This is a genomic window from Candidatus Obscuribacterales bacterium (assembly GCA_036703605.1).
Lineage (GTDB): Bacteria > Cyanobacteriota > Cyanobacteriia > RECH01 > RECH01 > RECH01.
On record DATNRH010000925.1, the window covers coordinates 1 to 1,185 of the forward strand.

The 1,185-nt window shown below is 52.2% G+C and carries 2 protein-coding genes; one reads left to right on the forward strand and one right to left on the reverse strand.

The genetic code is table 11. The features are described 5' to 3' along the window. Positions 1–79: 79 nt before the first annotated feature. Positions 80–685 (reverse strand): hypothetical protein, encoded by a 606-nt coding sequence (locus V6D20_19085; protein HEY9817886.1) that lies wholly within the window; start codon positions 683–685, stop codon positions 80–82. Between the two features lie 69 nt (positions 686–754). Here V6D20_19085 and V6D20_19090 point away from each other — a divergent pair, with 69 nt between their 5' ends. Beyond that, a complete protein-coding gene (locus V6D20_19090; protein ID HEY9817887.1) occupies positions 755–1,174 on the forward strand; it encodes a hypothetical protein in 420 nt (139 codons plus the stop codon). Positions 1,175–1,185: the final 11 nt, after the last annotated feature.

Here is a 1,185-nt window from a genome sequence, read left to right on the forward strand (position 1 = left end):
GGAAAGCTAAGGGGGCCACAGTATCTTGAGGACACTGGGCAGTAAACAGGGAAATAAGTAGTAACCGCGCCCAGTGGGGCTAGTTGGGAGTGAGGCGTCCTGTCTTCATCCAGCGGAATAGACGGGATTGGGTCTCTGTCAGGGGTTTCTCAGAGGGGGCAGTGGGGTGAGAAACAGAAGCCCGGATGGTTTGAAGGTTGTCCACCCAACCTCTTTTGTAGGCAGAGGACTTCTGCAGGATGGAAGCAAGTGGCCAGTGGAAGTAGTGGTGGAACTTTCGGGGGAGGTCAGTGAGACCAAGCTGGAATTCATGGGTGATCTCAGTGTTCAGTAGGGCATTGGCCTCTTGTAGGTGGGTCTTGTCTACCCTATGGAGGATATCATCGCGATGTTTCCAGGTGTCAAAGGCAGTGTCATTGAGGCGCTTGAGGACTCCTAACAGCCAGCGTTTGCCGGTCTTAGGGGAGCCAATGGAGTCATAATATCGTTGTTGTATCAGTTGCCAGTTCTTGCAGGGGATGCCTTCAATCATGTTCTTCCAGCCGATGGCATCTTGCTCTTGTATTGCCTGGCGCACATCAGGGGGCCAGTTGGGGTCATGAAGTAGTGGCTGCTGGGTTTGCCAGGTGCGGAGGCGTTGGAGTAATGCCTCTTGGAGGGAAGGCATGGTCTTGGCTGAGGTCATGTAAGAGCTGAGTGTTTCGAAACCGTTGGTCCAGACTTCAGCAGCTCCTCTCATTCGACATTGCAGTACATGTTTGGTATCTTCGCTGGCGCCACATCGGGGACAGGCATCAGAATCAGTGAATTTCCATTTGACCATGGTTTGGCCAACGCCACAGTTTTCAGAGGCATGTTTGGTGACATATCGGCGTCTATAGAGGCCAAGCTGTTTCATGTTGGCTTCGCAGATATCCCAGTCGATGTTGGTTATCTGGGATGGGTCGAATCGTGCATGGTCAGTCCAGTACTGGATGGTCTTGGGGTCTTCAATCAGTTGATGGAGCGTATTTGTGTTGGGCAAAATGATCTTGGTGGGGCCTTGCCAAAGCTGCCATCCTTCATCTTGGATTGCATGTTGGGGTGCTGCAGTTATGGTAGAAGAGAGGTGGTTCCAGTATGCTTTGGCTGTGCTGTCCATCTCGACATTCAATTGTTGTTCACGAGGGAGTAGGTGCAGGGGTG

Excerpts from the sequence above, each read along its gene's own strand:
- V6D20_19085 (HEY9817886.1), bottom strand. The coding sequence starts at position 685 with ATGACCTCAGCCAAGACCATGCCTTCCCTCCAAGAGGCATTACTCCAA.
- V6D20_19090 (HEY9817887.1), top strand. The coding sequence starts at position 755 with ATGTTTGGTATCTTCGCTGGCGCCACATCGGGGACAGGCATCAGAATC.